Genomic DNA, 20,335 nt, shown 5'->3' with positions numbered 1-20,335 from the left:
AAACATGTTCGCCACCATCACCACTCACTCCACGACAACCCAGGACTGGCTCATCGAGCGCGTCGCCGACTACACCGCACGCGCACCGCACCAGGTGGACCCGACGATCCCGCTCGCCGAACTCGGCATGGACTCGGTGTCGGCAGTGGCCCTGTGCGGCGAGATCGAAGACCGGTGGATGCTCGACATCGACCCGACCCTGGTCTTCGAATACCCCACCATCGCGGCCATCGCCACCTACCTCACCGCCGAAATCGCCGTCGCGGCATGACCGATATCGCTGTCGTCGGCCTCGACTGCCGTTTCCCGCACGCCGCCGACCCGGCGCGGTTGTGGCAGTTGCTGATCGACGGCCGCGACGCGATCTCCGACGTCCCGTCGAGCCGCTGGAACGCCGACGACTTCCACGACCCGGCCGGCGCACCCGGCACCATCAACACCCGCAGCGGCGGATTCATCGACGACGCCGACGCGTTCGACGCCGAATTCTTCGGCATCACCGCACACGAGGCCGAATCGATGGACCCGCAACAACGACTGCTGTTGCAGGCCACCTGGCGAGCCTTCGAGGACGCCGCGCTCGACCCCCGGGCGCAGGCTGGCTCACGGACCGGGGTCTATGTCGGCGTGATGGCCAACGAGTGGGCCAATCTGCAGATGAGCGACTACGCCGCGATCACGCCGCAGCACGGATCCGGCAACGGATACTTCATGACCGCGAACCGGCTGTCCTACCAGTTCGACCTGGAAGGGCCGAGCATCGCGGTCGACACGGCATGCTCGTCGTCGCTGGTCGCGGTCCACCTCGCGTGCAATGCCCTGGCAGCGGGCGATTGCGACCAAGCCGTCGCGGGGGGCGTCAATCTCGTGCTGACCCCGGCCGTCGGCGTGTTCTACACCCAGGCGGGTCTGTCGGCGCCGGACGCGCGGTGTAAACCGTTCAGCGGCAACGCCGACGGGATCGTGCGCGGTGAAGGCGTGGCGGTGCTCGTCCTGCGCCGCCTGGCGGATGCCGAGGCCGCGGGGCTGCCGATCTACGCGGTGATCAAAGGCAGCGCCGTCAACTCCGACGGGCGCAGCAACGGCATCACCGCGCCGAACCGATGGGCGCAACAGAAGGTGATCGGCGAAGCCTACCGGCGAGCGGGCGTGCGGCCCGACGACATCGACTTCATCGAGGCACACGGCACCGGAACGGTTCTCGGCGACATGATCGAGGTCAAGGCGCTCGGCAAGCTGCACGGGAGCAACCGGGCGCGGCCCTGCGGGATCGGGTCGATCAAGGGCAACCTCGGCCACACCGAGGGGGCCGCGGGCGTGGCCGGGCTCATCAAAGCCGTCCTCAGCCTGCACCACGGGGTGGTTCCGCCGTCCAGGTTCGCCGACCAGGAGAATCCGCGCCTGCAGATGGCCCGGCACGGCCTGCGCCTGCTCGACGATCCGATGCCGCTCGACGGACCCGCGCACGGTGGGGTGAGCAGCTTCGGGCTCGGCGGTACGAATGTGCACATGGTGTTGGCGAGCGCCACCGCATCGCCCGTGACATCCCAGGTTCCCGCCGCGTCGGCAGTGTCCGGGGCACCTGGAGCAGCCGGAGCGAGGGTGATCACCCTCTCGTCGGACAGCGAGGATGGACTGCGGCGCAACGCGATCCGGATGTCGGAGGCGTTGACATCGGTCACGGAGGACCACTTCGCCCAGTTCTGCTGGACGAGCAATCAGGTCAAGTCGTCGGGTCGGCACCGGCTCGCCGTCGTCGCCCACCACCGCGACGAGGCAATCGCGCAGTTGCACCCCGTTGACGGCACAGGCGAAGACGTGAGCCGGCGGCACGGTCTCGCGCAGCCGGTGCGCGCCGGCTGGATGTTCACCGGTCAGGGCTCGCAATTCCGCGGTATGGGTCGAGCTCTGCACGAGACGAGCCCGGGGTTCCGGCGCGCACTCGAACTCGTCGACACCGCCATGGCCGCCCACCTCGGCCGATCGGTCCGAGACCTGCTGCTCGACGAACACGCCGACCTCGATCCCACCGCCCTCGCGCAACCGGCGATCTTCGCCATGGAATACGCCATCGCCAAGACGCTCGCCGACCTCGGCATCCGACCGGCCTGGCTGATCGGGCACAGCATCGGCGAATTCGCGGCCGCGGCGGTGGCGGGTGTCTTCGATCTCGACGACGCCTGCAAGCTGGTCACCGCACGGGGACGGCTGATGCAACGACTGCCGACCGGTGGCGCGATGCTGGCCGTACGCGCCGCCACCGAGCGGATCGCCGACCTGCTCACCGACGAACCCGCCGTGGTGGTCGCCGCCGTCAACGGCCCGGAGGATCTCGTCCTCTCCGGCGACGCCGAGGCGCTGCACCGTATCGCCTCGGCGCTGCGCACCCGGTCGGTGATCGCGAAACCACTCACCGTGTCGCACGCGTTCCACAGTCCGCTGATGGCGCCGATGCTCGCCGAATTCGACACCATCGCCAGTACCTGCGCCTACCGCGCCGCCGCACTGCCGATCTACTCGACCGTGCACGGCAGGCTGCTCGATCCCGAGGAGGTGATGGACGCCGAGTACTGGACCGAACACGTCCGCGCCACAGTCCGTTTCGGCGACGCCGTCCACGCCGCGCTCGGCACCGACCCGACGCACATCATCGAGGTCGGCCCCCGGCGCGTACTCGCCGCGGCGGTGCGCAGGATCGATCCCGGGCTCGGTGCACGCTGCCTGTCCCCGAGTCCCGGCCCCGGCGCGACCGGCGACGACCTCGCCGCCACCGTCGCCGCGCTCTACCGCGACGGTCTCGACCCCGTGTGGAACGAACTCTACGAACCCGCGCAGCGCGTCCGTCACCGCCTGCCGGTGTACGAGTTCTCTGGCGCGCACCGGTTCTGGGTGGAGCCACCCACCGTCGGCGACGTCGGCGCATCGGCACCCACACCCCACTCCGCACCTACCGAGGAAACGACGATGGACTCACTGATCGCGCTCTTCCGTGAACAGAACGCGGTACTGGCGGGCCTGCTGGCGGCGCCCGGCCAGGCACCCGGCACACCCCTCGACACCGGCTCCGGCTCCGTGCGCCACGATCACGCCCCGGACGCCGCCGCGATCGTCCGCGCGGAGGTGGCCAGGGTGAGCGGATTTCCCGCCGACCGGCTGGCGGACAGCCGAACACTCGGCGACAGCCTGGGCTTCGACTCGCTCATGCTCACCGACCTGTTCACCGGTCTGACCCGCAAGATCCCCGGCACGACCGTCGACCCGGCCCTGGTCACGGGGACAACGACGCTCGGCGATGTCATCGCCCACTTCACCGGTCGACGCACCGATTCCCCTGCCGCGCCGAACACGTCGGTCGAGACATCCGAAACCACCTCCACCGCAGCCGAAGCCAGGCAGGCAGGCGTCGCCCCCGAATACCGGGTCTCCGACTTCGCCGAGGTGCGAGCCATCACCGATCGGCTCGCGGGCGGCGAAGCACTGGGCCTGGCCAACCCCTACTTCCTGATCAACGACGGCGTCACCCGAGACACCTCGTTCATCGGTGGCACCCAGGTGGTCAACTTCTCCAGCTACAACTATCTGGGGATGTCGGGTCACCCCGCCGTCGTCGCCGCCGTGCAAGACGCCGTGGCCCGCTACGGCAGTTCGGTCTCGGCCAGCCGGCTGCTCTCCGGCGAGAAGCCGATCCATCGTGAACTCGAGGCCGAACTGGCCGCCCTGCTCGGTACCGAGGACGCGATCGCACTGGTGGGCGGTCATTCGACGAACGTGACGATCATCGGCCATCTGGTCGGCCCCGAGGATCTGGTGATCCACGACAGCCTGGCGCACGACTCCATCCTGCAGGGCTGCCGACTCTCCGGTGCCACCCGCAGACCGTTCCCGCACAACGACCACGCCGCCCTCGACGCGTTGCTGACCGAGATCCGGCACCAGTACCGCCGGGTCCTCATCCTCATCGAAGGCGTCTACAGCCAGGACGGTGACATCCCCGATCTGCCCGCGATCATCGAGATCAAGAAGAAGCACCGGGCCCTGCTGATGATCGACGAGGCGCACAGCGTCGGCGTACTCGGCGAGAACGGCGGTGGCATCGGCGAATACTTCGATGTCGACCGCCGTGATGTCGAGCTGTGGTCCGGCACGATGTCGAAGGCGCTCGCGGGCTGCGGTGGCTATGTGGCAGGCAGCGCGGAGCTGGTCCAATTCCTGAAATACACCACTCCGGGCTTCGTCTACAGCGTCGGCATGACACCGATGAACGCGGCCGCGTCCTTGGCCGCGATGCGGTTGCTACGGACCGACCACACGCCGCTCGACCGCCTTCGACACAATGCCGAACTGTTCCTTCGCCTCGCCCGCGAGGCGGGCATCAACACCGGCGACAGCCACAACACTCCGATCATCCCGTGCATCGTCGGCGACTCGATGAAGACGCTGAAACTGTCCACCGCGCTGCTGCATCGCGCGATCAACGTCAACCCGATCATCTATCCCGCCGTGCCGGAAGACCTGGCCCGGCTCCGCTTCTTCGTCACCTCCTGCCACACCGAAGACCAGATCCGCGACACCGTCGCCGCCCTCGCCGAAGAACTCGCCCGGATTTCCGCCGACGACCTCGTCGACCACTAGCCCTGGCGGTCAGCCGGCCCAGTCGACCCCCTCTCGCCCCGCCACCGACGCACCGGGCCACTGTCGCGAGGAGTCATCCTTTTCGGGTGAGCCGAGCTCACGGCCGATGTGTGACCATCGGCGAATGCCCGCCCGGACAGCACGCCCACGCCGCCTGCGAGCCGGTCTGGCCCAGCTCGTCTTCATGCTCGCCGGGCTCGGCGCGGGCCTGGCCGCCCCGAGGATCGCCTGGGGACCACGCGCGCCGAGCGCCCCGGTGACCGACGCGCTGCTCTCGATCGGAATCGGCCTGCTCGGTGCGGTGGCCTTGATCTTCTCGCTGCTTTTCCTGGTGGTGCAGTGGGTGATGTCCACGTTCACGCCACGGTTGATGCTGTTCCGCGACGACCCCTTCATCTGGCGGACCTTCGGGTTCGCCCTCGGGTTGGTCGTGTTCTGTGTGACCGCGGCCCTCGCCATCGGCAGAAGTCCCGAGGTTTCGGCGGTCGTGCCGGTCCTCGCGATGCTGGCGCTGTTCGTGCTGCTCGTGCTGTTGCGGGCATTGCTGTTGCGGGCCTTCGCCGCCATTCAGTTGGTGCCCGCGCTCAGTACGATCGCCGATCACGGGCGGACGGTGCTCACCGCCCTGTACGCCGCACCCCGCCTCGACTCGCCACAGCTGCCGCCCGTGCGGACGACGGTTGTCTGGAAGCAGCCGCCCGCAGTGCTGCAACGGGTCGAGACGGCCGACCTGATCGACGCCGCGACGGCCGCGAACGTGACCATCGTCTTACGTGAGAATCCTGGCGCCACACTGCATCACGGCTGTCACGTGGCAGATGTGCACGGCGGCGAACTGCCGGAAGACGCTGTGCTGGGCGGTCTCGTCGTCGGCACCGAACGAACCTTCGAGCAGGACCCGCTGCTCGCGCTTCGGCTGCTGGCCGATATCGCGCTGCGCGCGTTGTCCAGCGCGGTGAACGATCCGGCGACTGCCGTACAGGCCATCGACGAGTTGGAGGATCTTCTCGGATGGGTGGCCGAAGCACGTCTCGAACCGCTGCGGGTCACCGACAACGCGGGTGTCGACAGGCTGGTCGTTCATCTGCCGGGATGGGAGGAATTCGTCCGGACCGGGGTCGACGACATCGCCTTCGCCGCCCGCTCACCGATGGTCGTCACAGGTCTGCGAGACTCCCTGCGTCGAGTACGCGACCGGGCGACCCCCGAGCATGTCGAACTGCTCGACAGATGGCTGGCCCGGCTCGACGACCAGCTGGCCCAGCTATGAGCTCGGACGAGCCCAGCGCGCCGTCTGCCACAGTCGTGCCCAGTCGAAGGCCGCGGCGGCGGGACGCACTCCCGGTCTGGTTCTGGGTACCAGCACGCGCAGCGCCCCCGGCTGGATGGTGCACCGGACGGGTGTAGCGAGCAACAGGGATTCGCCGTCTATGCCTGCCGGGATCTCGGGGGCGTCGGCGTCGACGATCAACTCGATCGCTGTCTCCTGCGACAGGCCGCGAAGTCGGGTTCGGCGCAGCAGACCGACCGCTTCCCTGGTGCTGGTGACCGACAGCGTGACCGCGCCGAGAACACCGCGATCGAGGCGAATACGACGGCTCAGGCCCGCTAGATCATTGCTGCCGTACGGGTTGTTGCTCACCAGGATCGCCTGTGGTCCCTCCACCGCCATCGCACCGATCCGGGCGACCAGTTTCGGGCCGCTGTGTCCAGTGAGCAGGTCGGGAAGCAGCGCCAGCACCGTCGCGGTCTTGTCGTCGCGATATTCCGGACTGCGCACGATCTCCGCGTAGACCCCGAACGAGGCGTTGTTGACGAAGGGCCGTCCGTTCACGGTGCCCAGATCGACGCGCAACTCCACACCGTCGCGCAGGGCGTCGAGTGACCGGGTGGGATCCGCGCGATCGAGCCCGAGATCCATGGCGAAGTGATTGCGGGTGCCGGCGCTGATCACCAGGAACGGCAGATCGTGTTCGACCGCCACAGCCGCGACGAGGGCCTGGGTCCCGTCGCCGCCGGCGACCCCGAGCAGATCGGCGCCCTCCGCGACTGCCTGGTGAGCCAGTGCGGTGACGTCGATTTCCTCGGGTCCTTCGAGCAACGCCACGCGGGCACCGAGTTCTTCCGCTTTGCGCACCAGGTCGAACTTCGTCACCTTCCCGCCACCGGAGCGCGGATTCATGATCAGGAAGGGGCGCTGCGGAGGTGGGACCGGAAATTCCGGCATCTTCGCGTCCGAACCGCTGCCGCGCAGGGCGGCGCGGGCGGCGCCGAGGGTCACCAGCGCGAGCGCACCCCACACCAGGACCACCCACAGCAGATTCGCCCGCACGAATGACACCACCACGACGACCGGCGCGAGCAGCGCCACCCCCAGTGCGATCCACCGCAGGATGCCGAACCGGGTGATGAACGAGTAGAGCGCCGCCACAGCGACCACGACGCCGCCGGTGCCGACGATCAGCAACGCCAACGCGCCGAACACCCCGGCGGCGAGCACGGGCACCACCACAGCGGCGGCAGCGGCGACGAACGCCAGTCGCGCCCACCAGCGTCGAGCGCGGCTACCGGCAGTGTCCGGCGAGTTCATGGAGGCGGTTCACTTGGCGGTGGTCTTGCGCGACCGGGGACGGCGCACTGCCTTGGCCGGTGCCGGTTTCGACGCCGATTTCGTGGCCGGTCTCGGTTTCGGCGCCGGTTTCGGAGCCGGGGCCGGGGCCGGTTTCGCGTCGGACCTCGTCTCGGCGGCGGGATCGTCGTGCCACTTGATCTCGATTTCGATTTCGGTCTCGTCGCCGTCGACTTCGATCTCGAATTCCCACTGGAGGCGGTCGGCGACGACGATCTCGATCGAGTCGTCACCGGTCTTCAGTTCCACTTCGGAGCCGTGGGCGAGGGCCCGTCCGATCATGATGAGCCGCTCGCCTACCTCTGTGCGGGAGAGCTCTGTTTTCCTCTTGATCTCCAACTTCGGCACGGCAACTCCTGACTGGATTCAGTGTGGACGTTCCTCCACCGTAGCCACTGCGGCGAGCTGGACGGATCACCCTTTTCGGATGAGCTGCACCTGCCGCCGGGCTTTCGAAACCCCAGCTCAGCCTGCACGGTCCAGGCGGGAGATGCAGTAGCCGTTCGCGGCGTGCTCGAGGGTGAGCTCGACCGCTGATGTCGCACCGTCCGCACTGCTCACCGGCGCGTTGATGGTGACGACGGTGCCTGTCGAGCTGCGGACCGTGAGTGCCTTGTCCTCGAATCGCCGCACCCCGGACAGGGCGGTGCCCGGCTGGGTGCCGTTGCACAGCAGTGGGTAGTCCGGTTCCACGTCGGCCGGGTTCACGGGGTCGCCGACCACCCGGCTCAGATAGCGCTCGACGGTGTAGCGAGCCTGCTCCTCGGTGAGCCCGGTCGACGATCGGTCACTGACGATCGGGCAGCCGTACACGGACCGTAACTCGCTGGGGCGCAGGCTGACCTGTAGCGCGTCGTTCTGCCAATACGGTCCGAACTGGCCCAGGCTGCCGGGTCGGCGCACCGCATCGGCGATCTGCTCGACATCGCCGTACATCCCGGGGATCTCGGCGGGCGACTGGGTCCAGCACTTGCGGATCAGGGCGCTCATGTCACCGGCGAGGACATCGTCGAGCCAGGGGCGCAGGACCGCCGCCGCCTTCGGGCTGTTCGGGACGGCGCCGATTCGCGCGGTCTGCGTCGTGGCAGGCGCGTCCGAAGCGCCCCTGTTCGCGGCGGTCAGCACGGCGAACGCGGTCACCGCGGCCACCACCGCCGCGCCACCGACACCGAGCAGGACTTTCCTGGTCAGCGACCTGCCAGGAGCCTGCGGCGTATCCCGCTGCAGCACAGCGGTCTCCCCCACCACCGGCGCGCCGGTGAGAGCGGAGATCGCCGCGTCGGCGAGCTCACCGCAGCTGGCGTATCGGTCGTCCGGATTCTTCGCCATCGCCCGCGCGATCACCCCGTCCAGGGCAGGCGGCAGCCCCGGATGTCCGGCCGACGGACGCGGCGGCGGCTCGATCAGATGCGCGCTGATCAACGCGGCCGGACTCTCCCGCTGGAACGGCACGAACCCGGTGAGCAGCTCGTAGAGGGTGCCGCCGAGGGCGTACACGTCGGTGCGCACATCCAGCGGTTGCCCCTCGAGCTGTTCGGGCGCCGCGTACGCGAGCGTGCCGAGCACCGATCCCGCGGAGGTGAGACTCGTCGTCTCCCCCATGCTCCGAGCGATCCCGAAGTCGGTGACCATCACCTCGTCGGTGCCGTCGTCGGCACGGGCGATCAGCAGGTTCGCCGGTTTGATGTCGCGATGCAGCAAGCCTTGCCGATGCGCGTAGTCCAGTCCCTTCGCCGCCTCGGCGACAATGCGTACCGCCCGCTGGGGCGTGAGCACCGACAGCCCCTGGCGCAGCAGCTGTGCCGCGTCTAGCCCGTCCACGAACTGCATCGCGATCCACAACCGATCGCCGTCGACGCCCCGATCGAAGATTTGCACGACATTCGGATGACGCAGCCGCGCGGCCAGATCGGCCTCACGCTCGAACCGGGCCCGAAACGTCGGCTCCACCGCGAGCCGCCCATCGAGCACCTTCACGGCGTCGCGGCGCGGCAGCCGAGGATGCTGGGCCAGATACACCGTCCCCATTCCCCCGCCACCGAGCCTGCGCTCGATGCGGTATCCCGCAAGGATCGCCTCCGGCCCGAACTCCATCACCACTCCTTCGCACGACCACCCACGTGACTGCGCTCAGGTTATCCGGCACGGGCCACCCCTGCCGCAACTCGGATTCGGCTGCACGGGTTCAGGTCTCCGCGCGCTCGCCCCATTTCGCCATCCAGCTCGCGTTCTCCAGCGAGATGGTGTTCTCGCAGTCCGTGACGAATTCCGCCCACCGCACCCGATCGGTGGGTGATCCGTCGGCGCGCCACCGATCGAGCCGCCGTCGCAGGCGATCCGCGGTGGCGAGATAGGTCATCACCAGGAAGTCGTACCGCTTGCCCGCGAGGTAGGCCAGCAACGATCCGCTCAGCGTGGTCATGACCGCGACCCACGGAGCGATCCGGCCCGACGATTCCGCGCCGACGCCGGTGTTGATCGCGGCGACGATCGTGGCCGCGAGGCCGAGTCCGACGGCCGCGCGGCGCAACCTGGTCGCGCGGGCGCCGTAGCAGCGGGCCGTCGGCAGGTAGTAGCCGTCGATCTGGGCCCGTACCCGGTCACGGACGTACTCGTCGGGCCGCATCGATCGCGGCGCCTGGACGGCATCGTCGCCGGGCGCGAGCAGCGGCAGCAGGTCCTCTGCGGCCTGTTCGATGCCTTCGATCTCGGCCTGCAATCGCTCGGTCTGTTGTGCGTCGCCGATGGCGCGGAAGGTGAGAATTCTCTGCTTGATGCCTTCGGAGACGGCCCGTGCCCGGGTCCAGCGGCGGGTCGATTCCGCGGTGAGGTACTGGGCGGTGAGGAACGTCGCCACCGCCAGCGCCACCGCACCCGACAGCGCCACGACGCGGGTCGTGGTGCCGGCCGAGCGCAGGATCGTCGTGGTCGAGGCCGTGGCGATCGCACCCCAGCTGCCGAGGAACAGGACGGTGAGCCGCACTCGATCCAACCGGCGCTTCATCCGGGTAGCGGTGGCCGACCAGCGAGTTCGGCGCTGCCAGAGAGTGTTCAGGAGATCGTCGTCGGACATCGGCTACTCCTCCTCGCCGGCGATCGGAAGTCCCGGGCAGAGCTCGATGTAGCCGATCTCCGAGGAGACCCGGCCCCGCCACATCTCCCGGCTCATGTTGTGCGTCATCTTGGCGCACAGTTGCTCGGGCGAGGCGGTCGGCACGGGCCACATCCGGATGGTCTCGTCGATGCTCGCCGAGATGATCCCCGAACCGTCGGGCAGGAAATCGACAGCGGTGACGAGAGCGCCGTGACCGACCAGGGCGGGTCCGATCTGGCGGTGCGTCCCCACATCCCACAGCCGCAACACGTTGTCGGTACCGACGGTGACCAGTGTGCGGCCGTCCCGAGAGAATTGGACTCTGGTGGCGGGGCCGTCCTGCACCATGGGTTCGCCGATTTCCTGGCCGGTATCGGTGTTCCAGATGCGAATCGTCTTGTCTTCGTAACCGACGGCGAGCAGGCGGCCGTCCGGGCTGAAGCTGGTGCTCTTGACCCACCCGTCCCCGACCATCGGGTCGCCGACCGGATTGCCGGTGTCGGCGTCCCACAACCGGACCGCGTAGTCGGTGGCGCCGGTGGCGACGCGCCGTCCGGCGTCGTCGATCGACACCATCTGCACGAAACCGTCGTCGTGGCGCAGTTCCGGTCCGACCGGCCGCATACTCGCCATGTCTCGAATCTGGGCCTTTCCGTCGCCGGCGATCACGATCCTGCGCCGACCAGGATCGTGTGCGAAAACAGCCGTTTCGGGCGGCAGCGGGATCGGCGACCCGACCGCAGCGCCCGATGCGGCATCCCAGAACCGAATTTCGGTCCAGGTGAGGGATTCGGGGCTGAACCCGGCGGCCTCCAGCTGTGTGCCTTCTGCTGTGTACTCCGCGAGCTGGAAAAGGCCTTCGTCGCCGCGGAGCAAGGGACCGACCTGCGCACCGGTGCCGGTATCCCACTGCCGAATGGTGCCGTTCGCACCGCCGGAGACGATATGCCTGCCGTCCGGGCTCACGTCCGCGCCCAGCACTCTCGCGCCGTGGTGGATGGTTCGCCCGCCACCCACATCCCACTCGCGGACGGTGGAATCCATACTGCCGGAGAGGATTCGACCGGAGTCGGGGTGGAAGGCGACACTGGACACCACCAGCTCGTGTCCCTCCAGTGGCTCTCCGATGGGCCTGCCCGTCGCGGCATCCCACAGCCGGATCGTCTTGTCATCGCCTGCCGAAGCGATCTGCGTGCTGTCGCCGCTGTAGACGACTTGTTCTACCGCGGCGGTGTGTCCGCGAAGCGGCTCCCCGATCGGGCGGCGGGTCCTGGTATCCCATTGCTGGAGATCGAATCCCGCGACCACCAGCCGGTCACCGTCGCGGTCGAAGGCAAGGCTGTTCACGGCACTGCCGGTATGCGCGGTCAGCGGTTCACCCGAGGGCCGCTGGGACCGAGCGTCCCACAGTTGGACGGTGCCGCCGACATCACCCGAGGCGATCAACCCGTTCCTGCCGAACGTCACCGAGGTCACCGGCGTGGTGTGCCCGGTCATCTCGCCGATCTGCTGATGCGTCTCGGCATCCCAGAGCCGGACGGATTCATCCAAGCTCGCCGACACGATGTGGTGGCCGTCCGGGCTGAACGCGACGCCGACGACCACACCGGTGTGGCCGCGCATTTCGGCCCCGATCTGCTTCTGGGACTCGACATCCCAGAGCCGAACAGTTCGATCTCGACCTGCGGACACCAGCCGGGCACCGTCCGGACTGAACGCGATGCGAGTGACTTCGGACGCGTGGCCGGACAGCAGAGCGCCGATCGGGGTCCAGGTTGCGGCATCGAGGAGCTGGATCGCGTTCCCACGCGTGGCAGCGATCTGTTTCCCATTCGGGCTATAGGTGACGCTGGAGACGTCGGCCTCGTCCATGTCGGCGATCTTGCGGATTTTGCCCTGCTGGTGGATCGCGTTGAGCAGGGCGAACTCCCGCCCGGTCCCCTCGCCGAGACGGTACGCGGCGATAGCCATCTGCATACCCAGGATGTCGTCGCTCTTCCCCGGCCACCGGCCCGAGAGCATGAGTTGCGAGTTCGCCGACAATGCCAGTGCTGTCGCGCGACGGCTCTCGGCGACGGCACGTTCTTGCGCCCGATCCGCGCGCACCCACAGCAAACCCGCGACCAGCGCGGCCACCATGGTCACCGCCAGCGCCGCCCGCAGAATCCGCGACCGCCGGTGCAACGCCCTGGCGCTGCGCTGCGCGTCCTCCTTCGCCCGGCTCTCCGTGGCCGCCAACGTTTCCGCCGCCTGCTGGCGTTCCCTGGCGGCCCGCAGCTCGTCCTCCCGGTGCCGACGTTCCTCGGCGATGCGCTCGTCCTCGACCTGCCGTGAGGCCAGCAGCAATCCCCGGGCAGGGTTGAGCCGCTCGCGGAATCCTGGTGCGGTGGCCAGTGATTCGGCATCGGTGAGCCGTGACCCCGACAGCAGCCATTCCTCGCGCCGCCCGTTCTGCTCCCACGCCTGCGCGGCCCGCTCGAGGTTGTCGGCGGCCTCCAGCTCGCCGGCCTGCACCCGCAGCCAGTCGGCGAGGGTATCCCATTGGCGCAGCAGGCTTTCCAACGCGACCTCGACGACAACGGCGCCGTCTCGCTCGTCTTTGACCAACAGCCTGCGTGCGACGAACTCCTCGAGCAGTGGATGACTCTCCGGCGGCAGATCGAACCAGCGGGCCGGGCGGCGCATCGGCTGGTCGTTGCCGGAATTGATCGTCGCCAGCCACGGCACGAAGGCCCGCCGCAGGATCGCCAACTGCCCGGCCCGGACCTCGGGATCGGCGTCGAGGAGCTCGTCGACCTCCCGCTGTACCACCCGCCGCAATCCACCGAGGGATTCGTAGTGCGCGAGGGTGATCTCCCCGTCCCCATAGTCCCGGTACAGCCGGGCGAGGGTGAGCGAGAGCAGCGGCAGGGTGTCGGCGCCGCGGGACCAGTCGTCGAGCAGACGTTCCACCAGGTCCGGGGCGAACGACAACTCGGCGCCGGCTTCTCTCGCCCGCCGCGCGGGCCCGACGATGACCTCCTTGAACTGGGCCTGCGGCATCGGTTTCAGATCGTCGAACGGGCGCACCGCGACCGACGCCAGCATGGGTGCGGTCTGGAGCGGCTCGTAGCGGTCCGAGCGGATAGTGGCGACCGCGATCATCGCGATCCCACGCTCGCGGTCGAGCAGTCCGCCGAGGAGAGTGAGCAGCACGCCTGCCTGCTCCCCCGCCTCGGGGCCGAACAGCTCCTCGGCCTGGTCGATCGGCAGAATCAGCGTCGGCGCCGGGTCGTCGCCGGAGTCCACAACGCGATCGCGCGCGGCCTGCTGTGCTTCGATCAGCCAGGCCCGCACCTGTTCGATGTCGCGGACGCCGTCCTCGATCTCGGTGAGGCAGGGCCGGCGCAGCCCGACGCCGACGCGCAACGCGTGAATCGACCGCGCGAATCCGGCATCGCCGGTGAGCGCCCTGCGGTGCGGCCGCACGATGTCCATGGTTCGGAAGTGGCGGTCGTCGCGGGCCAGCCGAGGCAGCAACCCGGCGCGCACGAACGACGACTTGCCGACGCCGGAGGGACCGAGGACGACGAACAGGTGGCCACCACCGAGGCCACGCAGGCCGCGCACGGTGTCCATCGCTCGCCCGATCTGCGCGTCGCGACCGAAATATACTGCGGCATCGACAGATTCGAGCGGTTCCCACCCGCGGTACGGTGCGCGTCCCGGGTCGCCGGGCGGTGGCCAGCCGAAGGTGTCGGCGCCGATACCGGCCGCCCGCAGACCGTGACGTAGTCGCTGCAACCCCTCTGTCAGGAACTCGACCTTCTCCCCGTCCACCAGGATCGTGGTCTTCGGTCCGTCCCCGAACAGGTCGCAGCGCTGCCACTCGCTGGTCATGTCGCGCCCGGTCAGCGGTTCGAGCCGGACCGTGAAGATCGGCTTGTTCAGGGACTCGGCATGGCGGTATTCGACCTTGCACTCATGAGAACTGTCCCAGTTGTCCGACAGCAGACAGATGACCGCCTCGCAGCGGTCGCCTGCCCGGCGCAACGCGTCCTTCCAGCGCACGCCTGCCGGAATCCCGGTGTCCGGGTCGAGATCGAGGAAGATCTCGCCCGCCAGACCGGGTTCCGCCTCGATCAGCCAGACCCGCAGTGCGACCGCTTCGCGGCTGTCCCGGCTCGAATGGCTGAGGAACAGCCTGGCCTTCATGGCAGTTACACCCGCGAACGGTCGATACCCGCTTCGACCAGCGCCGAGCGCGCCACGTCCTTCGCGCAGGCGGTGAGCGCGCCGAACGCGCTGATCCGGCTGAACGTCTGTCCGGTGTGGACGACATTGTCGTTTTCGTCGTCGCCGTCCACGATCGGCACAGCACCCGCCAGCAGCCATGTGCGAACATCGGCGACCGACGGCATCGTCCCGGCCACCCGCAGATGGAATTGCTGAATCAGCAGCACGATGCCGGCGACCACGGGCGTGGCCTGACTGGTGCCGTGCTGGATCGACTCGCCGCTGTCGTTGCGGATCCCCGACGAGGTCGTCGGGGCGCCGGGCGCGAAGATGTCGGTCGCGCAGGCGCCACCCACACTCGAGTGCAGGCGCTGCGAGAACGGGGTGATCCGATCCGGAGCCGTCGAAAGGGCGGTCGCCCCGGAGCCGTAGCTGAACGAGCCCTCGTCGGCGTCGTAGACCGCGCCGACACTGATCGTCTGGCGGAAGATCGCCGGGTAGCTCATGCCTTGGCCACTGTTGTGGGCGAAGTAGTCGTTACCCGCCGCGACACAGCAGGCGACGCCGGCGTCGGTGAGTTTCCGCATCACGTCGCCGATGCCGTCGCCCGCGAAATCCGCGTCCGAGGTGTTGTTGTCCGATGCGCCGAGCGACATACACACGGCGGAGATACCCAGCGATGCCCGATTGGCCAGCACCCAGTGCAGTGCGTCACGGATCGCCTCGAAGCTCCCGCCGCCGGAGTTGCCGAGGACCTTGACGGGCACGATATTCGCGCGCGGCGCCATCCCGGTGTGCACCCCGCCGGCACAGATGATCCCCGCGACGTTGGTGCCGTGACCCTGTCCGTCGCTCGGATCGGTGGGCGAACCATTGTTGTCGGCCGTGAAGTTCCGGCCTGCCCGAACCCGGCCCGCGAAATCGACGTGCGTGGTGCGGAGCCCGGTATCGAGGACGGCGACCGTCATGCCGGATCCGTCGACGTTGAACTTGGCGCGCGCCTCCGCGGCGCGCACCAGCAGATCCACCTCGAGCAGTTCGGGCATCACCGTCAGGTCGGTCTGCAACGGCTTCTCCACGGGGACAACGAACTCGTAGGCGACGTCGGCTACCGATTCGGCAGAGATGGTGTCGGACATGATGATTCCTTCCTACAGAGCCGAGTACGCGACGATGAAGTCGCAGACGTCGCGGGTCATCCGCCGTCCGAACCTGGGCTTGCTGTTGTCGCCGATCGCGTCGGCGGCACCGCGCAGCACGCCCACGACACAGGGCCATCCGTCGGTGCCGTACACGTAGAGACAGCGCGGTGTAGGACGATGTGCGCCGTTCACCTCCGCCCGGAGCAGCTCGACGAACGAAGTGGTCGGCGCGGGGTACACCGAGTTCGGTGAGACCTTCGCGTCGCCGATCAGAGTCGGTGGTCGGCCTTGGGGCGATGTCAGCGTGGTGATTGCGGTAGACATCCGTACTCCTCGACACTCGCGCGGCGCAGATGTCCCAAACGCCGACGTCAGCCGCAGATTTTCAGGCTGATCTGAACGTACGAGGATGTGTCCGAACCCACACGAGTACCCGGCTACCCCAATTTCCACGCAGGTACTACCCGCGCCGAACTACCGAGAAGCGAGAGCGAGCACCGCTAGCTCTGGTCCGGGTCTTCGACCGCGGCCAGGAAGGTCGGCAGATGGTTGCCGGGGACCGGCTCGGCGGGCTCCGCACTCGCGTCGCCGAGATACTGGGCGCTGAACAACGACACCGGTGCGGCGCCGGCGGCGTTCAGATGCGGATCGGTCATGGGGTCCCCCGTATATCGGTGTGACTGAGGTGGAATTTCGCGGAGCCTGCGCGTCAGGAGGATTCGACGGTTGGACGCTCGTCCGCGCGCGCCGACAGAACTCAGTTCAGCGACGCAGCTGGTTGTGCGGAATCAAGACCGTGGTGCGCTCGTCGATCGGCTCCATCGGCTCGAGCTTCGGCTGCGTGCTCAACTTGTCCGACAGCTTCTGCCGGCTCACCGACACCAGCTTCCTCGTCACCGGACTACCCGCGACCGCTCGCGAGGCCGCAGTGATCTGTTCGTAGCGTGCCCGACCGGCCTTCGTGCCCAGCACATAACCGGCCGCCACGCCGATGATCAACCGCAGCATCTCCTGGAGCTCCTCCCACGTCTGTGTGCGGGCTCCATCCTGCCCCAGCCGCCCCACCCCTGTCGATCCGGCCACCGTTCGACAGCACATCGTTATACGCCGCATGTCCGCAGGTAGCGCCCCGATTTGGGTTCCCGCGACACGATGCGCTAAAGTTTCATCTCGGTCAGCCCGCCAAGGCAGACCACCTGAGTCTAACCACCCAGGACAATCCCCTATAGCTCAATTGGCAGAGCAGCCGACTGTTAATCGGCAGGTTTCTGGTTCGAGTCCAGATGGGGGAGCATCTACCAGGGCAAACGTCATCGTTTGACCTGGTTTTCTGCTTTTCGGGGTCGTCGAGGCACGGAAACGGCACACTTTCATCGGTTCAGCTGCCCCAAAGTCTCCGTGAAGTCGGGGGCCTGAGTACGCGTTCCGACCGAGGCTGTGGTCCCTCGCATTCGGTCGTCTACTGTCCCTCGCGTTTGGGCGCCCCGGGGACAGGCAGGCAGAAGACTCCGCTTTGACATGCCGGTTCTGGGCTGTCGAAGGGCGGTGTCAGCGGTACGCCGCCACATGAGAGCAGCGTGCATCCGGCCGGGGCATATGGTCCTACGCCGAATGATGCCAGCAGGACATTGGGATCGAAGACACCGATCGGGTCGAGTTCGAGGTTCATGCTGGGGACGTAGGGGCCCGGGTCGGGCAGGTCGACGTCGGTGATCGCGCGGGCAAAGAGTCGAAGGAACTCCCGGTAGAGTTCACTGTTGGTGTTGACGGAAAGCAGCGTGCTCGGGTCGGGTGATACATCGCCGAGGACACCGTTCCAGGTGATCAGCAAGTTCAGACTCGGCACAACGAAATTTGTTTGGTGCAAGAAACCTACGGTTGCATAGGTGTCGGGCGGCATCGGGTCGAACGCCGCAACATCGATCGTCTTTCGCGACGGCAATGTGACGCCCGTACAAGGAGTTTGGTTGAGCCAGACAAGGAAGCCGTAGCAGGCGTTGGACTTCGACGGCTGCCGGTATTGGTCCATGTAGGCGGCGTCGATGACTCGTTTCCCGTTCCACTCACCGTTGTTGAGTAGAAGCAACCCGATCCGGGAGAAGTCGTTCGGCGGCAGGAACAGATACGCGAACCCGTAGATATTGCCCGCACGGTCGCGCTTCCAGTAGTAGTCCTCGGCATCGATGCCCAGCGGGTCGAACAGGTACTGCTGTGCGAACCCCTGAAAATCTCGTCCGATCGCGTGCTGCACAACGTAGACAAGGAGGTCGGGTCCGCGCTGGGAGTACTCGAAAAATGTGCCCGGAGGGTGCTCAACCGGCAAGGCTAAAGCTTGTTGGGCGGTGTTCAGATCGGGAATCAGGCCGGTGAAAGCCTCGGCGAAAAGTGACTGCTTCAAACCCGATGATTGCGTCAACAAGTCGCGGATGGTGATCGCGCGATGCGCGGCGTCTCCTTCGCCTTCTGGTAGGTAATCACCGATCGGTGCGTCCAGGCGTAGCAGGCCTTGTGTGACGGCGACACCGACGACCAACGCTGTCACCGCTTTGGTCGAACTCCACAGGTGCCATGCGACATTGCCGGTAGCAGAGTTCAGCGGTCCGGTACCTACGAGACAGTTGTTGCGGAAGATCTGGATGTTGGTCCGCATTCGCGACGACGCGAACGCGATCGCCTCGTCCATTGCTCGCTGGTCGATATCGACATCAGCGGGTGCGACGGACTCGACGGCGGCATCCCCTTCCGGCAGTGCGCATATTCGAGTCTCAGCGCTAGCTGGTGGGGTGCCGATCATTCCGAATCCCGCGAACAGCGTGGAAATGCTCAGCAAGGTGATCGAGACCTGGCGAAACCTCGATCGGCACCGTAAATCCATCTCGCACCACCTCGTTGTACTGCGATTTATTTACGTATCGATATAGGCCTACCACGATCGGTGTGGGTGATGGGGGAATTCGGGACGCATAATCGCTGACCGGGACATCCCCTGGTCAGCGGTCAGCTCAGCTTCTTCGTGCCGATGGAAATCAAGCGGACGAGGCGACCTCGTGGGCCGAGGTGTGTGTGTTGCGGATTGCGACACGAGGTGTCGCGTCGAGCGTCGCGGTGAGATCGGTGCGCATCGTGGTCAGCCAGTCGAGGATGTAGTTTTGTCGGACTTTCCACGGCCGCCGGTCGCCCTGGCGGGGGAACTCGTTGATCGAGCGTTGGACGTAGCCTGCCGCCAAATCGAGCAGTGGGCGCTCATGAAGGCCGGGATCTGCCTTGGGTGCGATGGCGGCCAGTTCGTGCCGGTCCATGTGGTTGAGGACCTTGCAGACCAAGCGCGAGGTGAGGTCGCCGCGCAGGGTCCACGAGGCGTTGGTGTAGCCGATGCACATGGCGAAGTTCGGCACTTCGCTGATCATCGCACCCTGCCATACGAATTGTGACTGCAGGTCAACAGCTCGGCCGTCGACTTTCAGCTGGACTCCGCCGAATGCCTTGAGCTGCAGACCTGTTGCGGTGATCACGATATCGGCTTCGAGCACACGGCCGGATCGAAGGCGGATACCTTCGGGAACGAAAGCATCGATGTGGTCGGTGACGACCTCGGCCGCTCCGCTCTTGATAGTTTTGAACAGGTCTGCGCCCGGGATGGCGCAAAGCCGTTGGTCCCACGGGTTATAGCTGGGAGTGAAGTGGTCCTCGACCAGCTGCGCATCGCCGAGAATGCGGGTGTTCATCTTGATGAGCAGTTCGCGTGCTCCCTCGGGCCGCCGACGGCAGTACTGATAGAAGGCGGTGCTGAAAAGAATGTTCTTGGTACGAATGATGCGATGCGCCATACCGGCGGGCAACATGGCGCGCAGTCGATCAGCGATCTTGTCCCGGCTGGGGACGGCGCTGATCCAGGTCGGTGAGCGCTGCAGCATCGTCACATGGGCGGCGTCTGTCGCCATGGATGGCACGAGGGTCACGGCGGTCGCGCCGCTGCCGATTACGACTACCTGCTTGCCGGTGTAGTCGAGGTGGTCGGGCCAGAACTGGGGGTGCACGATCATGCCGGTGAAGGAATCGCTATCCGGAAATTGCGGGGCGTGGCCTCGGTCGTAGTCGTAGTAGCCCGCACACGAGTACAGGAAGGTACAGGTCAGCGCAGAGGTGGTTGTTGTTCCGTCGTCGCTGTGCCGTTCGACGGTCAATGTCCATAGGGCATCGGCGATCGAGTAGTCCGCGGCGACGACCTTGGTGTTGTAGCGGACGTGTCGGTCGATGCCGAACTCGGTCGCGGTTTCCTGGATGTAACGCAGAATATCGGGGCCGTCAGCGATGGACTTGGCCTCGCGCCAGGGCCGGAACGGGTATCCGAGAGTGAACATGTCCGAATCGGAGCGAATCCCGGGGTATCGAAACAGATCCCACGTTCCGCCCAGCGCGCTACGGGCCTCGAGCACGGCATAGGACTTGGTCGGGCACTCGGTTTGCAGCCGGTATGCGGCACCCACACCGGACAAGCCTGCGCCGACGATCACCACATCGACATGCTCGGAGCTGGTGGTGGAACGCGGGTCGTCTGTCATAGCAACCAGTATTTGCCGTTCACTGCTCGTAGTTCTTGATCTGAGACGACAAAAATTTGAT

Annotated in this window: 14 protein-coding genes and 1 tRNA gene; 4 read left to right on the top strand and 11 right to left on the bottom strand. The window is 67.0% G+C overall.

What is annotated here, in order from left to right; translation table 11 throughout:
• Positions 1-4 precede the first annotated feature (4 nt).
• The 3 genes from ACFVVI_RS30705 (at position 5) to ACFVVI_RS30695 (ending at position 5,902) form a co-directional block, all read left to right on the top strand.
• Complete coding sequence (locus ACFVVI_RS30705) at positions 5-271, top strand: acyl carrier protein (protein WP_387447866.1); 267 nt, start codon at positions 5-7, stop codon at positions 269-271.
• Complete coding sequence (locus ACFVVI_RS30700; protein WP_387447865.1) at positions 268-4,632, top strand: type I polyketide synthase; 4,365 nt, start codon at positions 268-270, stop codon at positions 4,630-4,632. Before ACFVVI_RS30705 ends, ACFVVI_RS30700 begins: the two co-directional genes overlap by 4 nt.
• Before the next feature lie 124 nt (positions 4,633-4,756).
• Positions 4,757-5,902, top strand: coding sequence for a DUF2254 family protein (locus ACFVVI_RS30695; protein WP_378993960.1), 1,146 nt, complete (start codon positions 4,757-4,759; stop codon positions 5,900-5,902).
• On the opposite strand, the gene ACFVVI_RS30690 is transcribed toward ACFVVI_RS30695, so the two are convergent.
• From ACFVVI_RS30690 to ACFVVI_RS30650, 9 genes are all read right to left on the bottom strand, one after another.
• Positions 5,897-7,222, bottom strand: a complete 1,326-nt coding sequence (locus tag ACFVVI_RS30690; protein ID WP_378993958.1) for a diacylglycerol/lipid kinase family protein — start codon at positions 7,220-7,222, stop codon at positions 5,897-5,899. The genes ACFVVI_RS30695 and ACFVVI_RS30690 overlap by 6 nt on opposite strands.
• 9 nt (positions 7,223-7,231) lie before the next feature.
• Positions 7,232-7,609, bottom strand: coding sequence for an amphi-Trp domain-containing protein (locus ACFVVI_RS30685; RefSeq protein ID WP_378993956.1), 378 nt, complete (start codon positions 7,607-7,609; stop codon positions 7,232-7,234).
• A 117-nt stretch (positions 7,610-7,726) separates the two neighbouring features.
• Positions 7,727-9,355: a serine/threonine-protein kinase gene (locus ACFVVI_RS30680; protein WP_378993954.1), complete on the bottom strand. Its 1,629-nt coding sequence runs from the start codon at positions 9,353-9,355 to the stop codon at positions 7,727-7,729.
• Between the two features lie 91 nt (positions 9,356-9,446).
• Complete coding sequence (locus ACFVVI_RS30675; protein WP_387447862.1) at positions 9,447-10,334, bottom strand: DUF4231 domain-containing protein; 888 nt, start codon at positions 10,332-10,334, stop codon at positions 9,447-9,449.
• Positions 10,335-10,337: 3 nt separating this feature from the next.
• Entirely contained in the window at positions 10,338-14,549 is a 4,212-nt protein-coding gene (locus ACFVVI_RS30670) for a TIR domain-containing protein (RefSeq protein ID WP_387447860.1), read from the bottom strand.
• Positions 14,550-14,554: 5 nt separating this feature from the next.
• A complete protein-coding gene (locus ACFVVI_RS30665; RefSeq protein WP_387447858.1) occupies positions 14,555-15,709 on the bottom strand; it encodes a S8 family serine peptidase in 1,155 nt (384 codons plus the stop codon).
• Between the two features lie 12 nt (positions 15,710-15,721).
• A complete protein-coding gene (locus ACFVVI_RS30660; protein ID WP_387447856.1) occupies positions 15,722-16,036 on the bottom strand; it encodes a hypothetical protein in 315 nt (104 codons plus the stop codon).
• Positions 16,037-16,212: 176 nt separating this feature from the next.
• Positions 16,213-16,368 carry a hypothetical protein gene (locus ACFVVI_RS30655; protein WP_387447854.1) on the bottom strand — a complete coding sequence of 52 codons (156 nt, stop codon included), beginning with the start codon at positions 16,366-16,368 and terminating at the stop codon, positions 16,213-16,215.
• Between the two features lie 106 nt (positions 16,369-16,474).
• Positions 16,475-16,720, bottom strand: coding sequence for a hypothetical protein (locus ACFVVI_RS30650; protein ID WP_056821808.1), 246 nt, complete (start codon positions 16,718-16,720; stop codon positions 16,475-16,477).
• A 211-nt stretch (positions 16,721-16,931) separates the two neighbouring features.
• On the opposite strand from ACFVVI_RS30650, the gene ACFVVI_RS30645 reads away from it, so the two are divergent.
• A tRNA-Asn gene (locus ACFVVI_RS30645) sits at positions 16,932-17,004 on the top strand.
• Between the two features lie 167 nt (positions 17,005-17,171).
• Here ACFVVI_RS30645 and ACFVVI_RS30640 read toward each other — a convergent pair.
• On the bottom strand, positions 17,172-18,587 hold the full coding sequence (locus ACFVVI_RS30640) for a serine hydrolase domain-containing protein (protein WP_387447852.1): 1,416 nt from the start codon (positions 18,585-18,587) through the stop codon (positions 17,172-17,174).
• A gap of 151 nt (positions 18,588-18,738) precedes the next feature.
• Positions 18,739-20,274 (bottom strand): flavin-containing monooxygenase, encoded by a 1,536-nt coding sequence (locus ACFVVI_RS30635; protein WP_387447850.1) that lies wholly within the window; start codon positions 20,272-20,274, stop codon positions 18,739-18,741.
• Positions 20,275-20,335: the final 61 nt, after the last annotated feature.

It is taken from the genome of Nocardia sp. NPDC058114 (genome assembly GCF_042884695.1).
Classification (GTDB): domain Bacteria; phylum Actinomycetota; class Actinomycetes; order Mycobacteriales; family Mycobacteriaceae; genus Nocardia.
The sequence above is the reverse complement of the archived record's forward strand: the minus strand, read 5'-3'. Positions and strand labels throughout refer to the sequence as shown.